Below are 4,444 nucleotides of genomic sequence, written 5' to 3'. Positions count from 1 at the left end.
GAATTCCTTCCGCCAACGGTACAACAACGCCGAACTGATATCTAGTTCTTTGGCCAGCGCACTCAGATCTGTGCGGGTATTACTCAGTTCAACGCTCATCATCTTGAACTCTTTCGGATAGGTTTTTTTTTCTCGTGACATAATTTCTGTTAAGTTATCAAATTCACTTAACTTGCTGTCTACTTAAAGGTAGCAACTCCAAATGTTGACACTAATGAATAATAGTAAGATTAGTTAGATATCGAAAACTACGGGAAACCGTAAGAAATTTATCACTTAAAACATTAACTTCAATCTAAATATTAGCCTCTTAACCAAACAAGCCAATGGAGCTTAAAAAAATTGTAATACACGAAGTAATCAAGGAACAGAAATCTGACGACGCAAAATCTTTTCTTTCCAACGTCCTGCTCACCAATGAGCATAAGACCCAAAGGCTGGCTTTGCTGCTCAATAATGCCTTTTCCAAAGATGATGTGGTATATGGTATTTTCAAGCAGGATAAGAACGAATTCTATTTTAGATTCAATGAATATCAACAGAAACTTAGCGGTGATGCATTTCTGGCCTTTACCCAGGTAGTAACAGAAGAACTTGAAGGGATCATGAAGGGTAAATTCATGGCCAGGGGTGGTTTTCTAGTTTTTGCCGAATACACTGTAAATACCGTAAACTTTATCGGAGTATATCTAATTAGAGACGTAGAAGGTATGCTTTTGGAAAAAAACGAAAGCGAGCATACTTTTGCAGTGAACCTCACCAAGTATATGGATACCAATAAGCTAGCTATGGGCTGCCGGATAAACATCAATAAACTGGAGGACCAGGATAGTAACCACTTATCCCTAATAAAAAGTGGCCAGAATGATATCTCGGAATACTTTTATGAATGGATAGGGGTAGACAAGCCGGAATCTAATAAGGATTATACCAATAGACTATTTGGCATCGTTTCTGACCTGCCTCTGCCGGTGCACCCTACAGAAGGTATGAGCTATAGTGTAAACGACATCCGTGAGCTTGCCTTTAACAATATAAAATCCTCGGCCAGCAGAACTGTTAATTTGCGCCAACTCAGCTTCCAGCTATATGGTGATGAGAATACTATCCCCGATTATGTGAGGGAAAAGGAGATAGAGATCGATTCTGAATTCAGATATGATTCTAAAGCACTCAGTCGCTTCAAAAGGATTGAAGCCAATAAGGATGGAATCCGGCTTGCTTTTTCCCGTGGAGACATTAATGAAAAAGTTACTCTTTCGGACGAGGATTCAAGTGTGGTCATCCTGACTTCTAAAAAATTAGCCGATGACCTCAGGACCAAGATTAACCAGAAATGATCGACACCTTCGACTATTTGAACAAAAAGCTTGCGGAAATTAACGAATTCCGCTACGATCCTGAGCGGGACACGCTAGTATTCGCAGTTCTGGGTAATGAACAGGTTTTGAAGGACATCACTAAGGAAGGCATGATCCAGGTGGAAAATTTGGGCAGCGATGTCGAAATTGACTTGGGAAGTTTGCCATATTATTTTTACAAAGATGAAGCCCATTTTCTAAAGAAAACGGGAAGGAGCACCTGGAACAAGCCCATTTATATTCACAGTAATAAAGCATTTTACAACCCGGCGGTTCAGACTACAGAAATAGATGGCAAGGTTGTAGACGATTATTTTTTGCTGCTAAATAACCACCATTATTTCTTACTGCTTATCTTTTTGAAAAGCCAGGAGCATCAGGAAGATGCTATATTTTACTTTGTCGATCATTTTAGTTGGGACAGCCGGCTGATAGTGCTCACCACCTTAAAAAAGGAAGGAAAACTAAGTATCAACTTTCCCGTGGGAGGACTGAACTTAAAAAAGGACCTGAAATTAAAAGCTAATTACCAAAAATTAGTTTCTGCATTTTGTGACCAGAGCAAACATTTTCCAAAGTTCATAAAAAATGAGACAGTAGGCCAACTCTCCAGATTTGACAAGCCAGAAAGGATTATCATGCTGTTGGAAAAGTTAGGAGAGATTCTGAATGTGTCCGAACAGAACTTTGAAATATACCTGCATGACCTCTCTCTGGAAAACCTGAAAAAGGATTACATCGATCAGAAAAATAAATATTTTACCCAATTACGTGAAATTTTAAGTAAGCTAACTAACCAGGTAATCGCGTTGCCAATTACCATTGCTGCATCATTATTCGGCAGCTATAAAGTTTCCGATTCAAATCTGACATTAGTGCTAATCCTGTTTGTTTTTGTACTCTATGCGCTGTTCTCGATATTTTTACTGAAACTCCAGCGCGACGACGTCAGCGACATCAAAAAAAATCTAGAAAGCTAATTCGACCAGTTGGCCAGTTCAAAGTTTTTCGTGAACTTTCCCAACGAGTTAAAAGCCTTCCTGATAACCAAAAACCAGATCAAAGGCCGTATCGAGAACCTCGTTACCGGGATCGATGCCTATTACGTTTTCTTTTCGTTGGGAGTATTGGCTTTTGTAGGTTACTTACTCATGATGATGAATATGGGAACATGGCAAATAACGATATGTTTGCTGATTATACTTCTCATTTTTGCTGCTACCTTCAAACTAATAGTCAATAAAAGTAAAGAAGATGATAGTAGCGTTTGAAAGCAAAAAAACTATGATATTTACCTAGTAAGTTTTATTCTGTTTTTAAAGCTTCAAGAAGTGAAATAACCTAAAGTTTTTAACCAAAAAATACTGATTTGTCAGATAGATTTTTTACCATTGTAATACGTTGAAATAGTCTAAAAATAGTTGTTTCTTATTTGTATTCTTTTCTGTTTTACCTATTTATAGGTGTTTTTACTTTCTGTATTGAATAAAAAGTAATATCGCATAATAACGCAAAATAAAACCCTAGAAAACTTTCCCGAATTGTGTTTTAGAAGAGTTTGTAATTTGCGTTATTATGCGTTATTATGCGATATTGATTGTTTAATAATGTCATACATTCCTAGTATGTCTTAATCGGGTTCTTTGCATTTTCTCAACTATGTTAGCGATATTTCTCTCTCAGTAGTGCCATATCTGCACCAACTTTAATATCCAATACTTTTGCATAAATCTGGGTTTTTCTGATATTAGTATGCCCCAGCATTTTTGATACGCTTTCAATGGGAACGAAATTTAAGAGTGTGACCGTAGTTGCAAAGGTGTGGCGGGCAATATGAGAACTTAGGGGTTTATCAATTTCACACAGTATAGCAATCTCTTTTAAATATTCGTTTAACTTTTGGTTGCTGGCCACTGGCATTGCTCTGTCTTTAATAACACAATATTCATTCTTACTATATCGGTCTAAAATTGTCATCGCAGAAGGTAGCAGAGGGATAGCCGAACGGATGTTAGTTTTCTTTCTGTTGGTGAAGATCCAGTGATTTCCATCAACTCCTTTGGTGATGTTGGACAGCTTTAGTTTTTGAACGTCAGCGTAAGCAAGTCCGGTAAAACAGCAAAACAGAAACACATCCCTAACTTGTAAAAGCCTTGTAGTACTAAACTGTTTTTGCGCAATGCGTTGTAGTTCTTCCTCCGACAGAAATGGGCGCTCTACCGGTTTAGATTTAAGCTTATAGCCAAACATCGGGTCATTGTCGATCCATTTCAGGTTTAAACAAATGCGGATGATCTTGCCGAAGTTTTTAAGGTATCGTATAGCGGTATTGTTCGCGCAGCTGTTTTCTGTTCTTAGATAAAATTCAAAATCGCTGATAAACGCATGGTTTATTTCTTTGATCCCTATATCAGTGATCTTGTGCTTTTCGAGCATAAAAGCTTGAAGGTGACGTTCCAGTATCTCAAATCTTTTTAAAGTCCCAATCGCATATTGTTTACCTACCAAAGCTTTCATTTTTTTGTTGTGATTTTTAACAGCCTCTAATAATGTATGTGTTACGGTGTCTTTGCCTTGAAATTTGTTTCTGATGCTTTCTGCGGTAACTGTAAGACCAGCTTGGGTAAGATCTTTGTGTGCCCGATAAACCATTGCCTGTAAGTTGTCCAGATAGGCATTAAACCTTTTTGTATCTTCTTTAGTTCCGGTTAATCGTCCGGTTTTGGGATTCCAGTGTTCCGGTTTGCATTCTTGTCCTGTAGTAATTTCCACACGATTTCCTTCTACGGTAATCCTTAAATAGATAGGGGAATCACCGCAAGAATAGTTTTTTTGCTTTTTCATGTAGAATAGCATACTGAAATTCGTTTTCATAATCAACTGATTTAAGGTTAAACAAATGTAGCCTTGCAGTTAATGGACGTCAAGTCGTTTAATGAATGAACGTTCTGAATATGGATCAAGCGGAATTCTTGGGGGGAAGGAAGTTTAAGCATAGATTTTAGAAAGTCTGAACAGAAAGAATTTGACATCTCTTACGCCCCTGGAAGTAGCCCTGAAAGCTTTCACTTTTGCATTGAAAG

4 protein-coding genes are annotated in these 4,444 nt (G+C 37.7%); 2 read left to right on the top strand and 2 right to left on the bottom strand.

The features are described 5' to 3' along the window. Positions 1-141: transposase (locus H9X96_RS23210; RefSeq protein WP_187668413.1), on the bottom strand; the 141-nt coding region annotated here is incomplete at its 3' end. Positions 142-326: 185 nt separating this feature from the next. Between H9X96_RS23210 and H9X96_RS22315 the strand changes: the two genes are divergently transcribed. Next, positions 327-1,340 carry a nucleoid-associated protein gene (locus H9X96_RS22315; RefSeq protein ID WP_187668412.1) on the top strand — a complete coding sequence of 338 codons (1,014 nt, stop codon included), beginning with the start codon at positions 327-329 and terminating at the stop codon, positions 1,338-1,340. Next, a complete protein-coding gene (locus tag H9X96_RS22310) occupies positions 1,337-2,341 on the top strand; it encodes a hypothetical protein (RefSeq protein ID WP_187668411.1) in 1,005 nt (334 codons plus the stop codon). Before H9X96_RS22315 ends, H9X96_RS22310 begins: the two co-directional genes overlap by 4 nt. A 682-nt stretch (positions 2,342-3,023) precedes the next feature. On the opposite strand, the gene H9X96_RS22305 is transcribed toward H9X96_RS22310, so the two are convergent. Continuing rightward, on the bottom strand, positions 3,024-4,235 hold the full coding sequence (locus H9X96_RS22305; RefSeq protein WP_187668410.1) for a site-specific integrase: 1,212 nt from the start codon (positions 4,233-4,235) through the stop codon (positions 3,024-3,026). Positions 4,236-4,444 lie beyond the last annotated feature (209 nt).

The organism is Pedobacter sp. N36a, from assembly GCF_014472395.1.
GTDB lineage: Bacteria > Bacteroidota > Bacteroidia > Sphingobacteriales > Sphingobacteriaceae > Pedobacter.
Note: the sequence above shows the minus strand (reverse complement) of the source record. Positions and strands in the feature narration are given on the sequence as shown.

Coding starts and splice junctions, on each gene's coding strand:
- H9X96_RS22310 (WP_187668411.1), top strand. CDS start 1,337: ATGATCGACACCTTCGACTATTTGAACAAAAAGCTTGCGGAAATTAAC.
- H9X96_RS22315 (WP_187668412.1), top strand. CDS start 327: ATGGAGCTTAAAAAAATTGTAATACACGAAGTAATCAAGGAACAGAAA.
- H9X96_RS22305 (WP_187668410.1), bottom strand. CDS start 4,235: ATGAAAACGAATTTCAGTATGCTATTCTACATGAAAAAGCAAAAAAAC.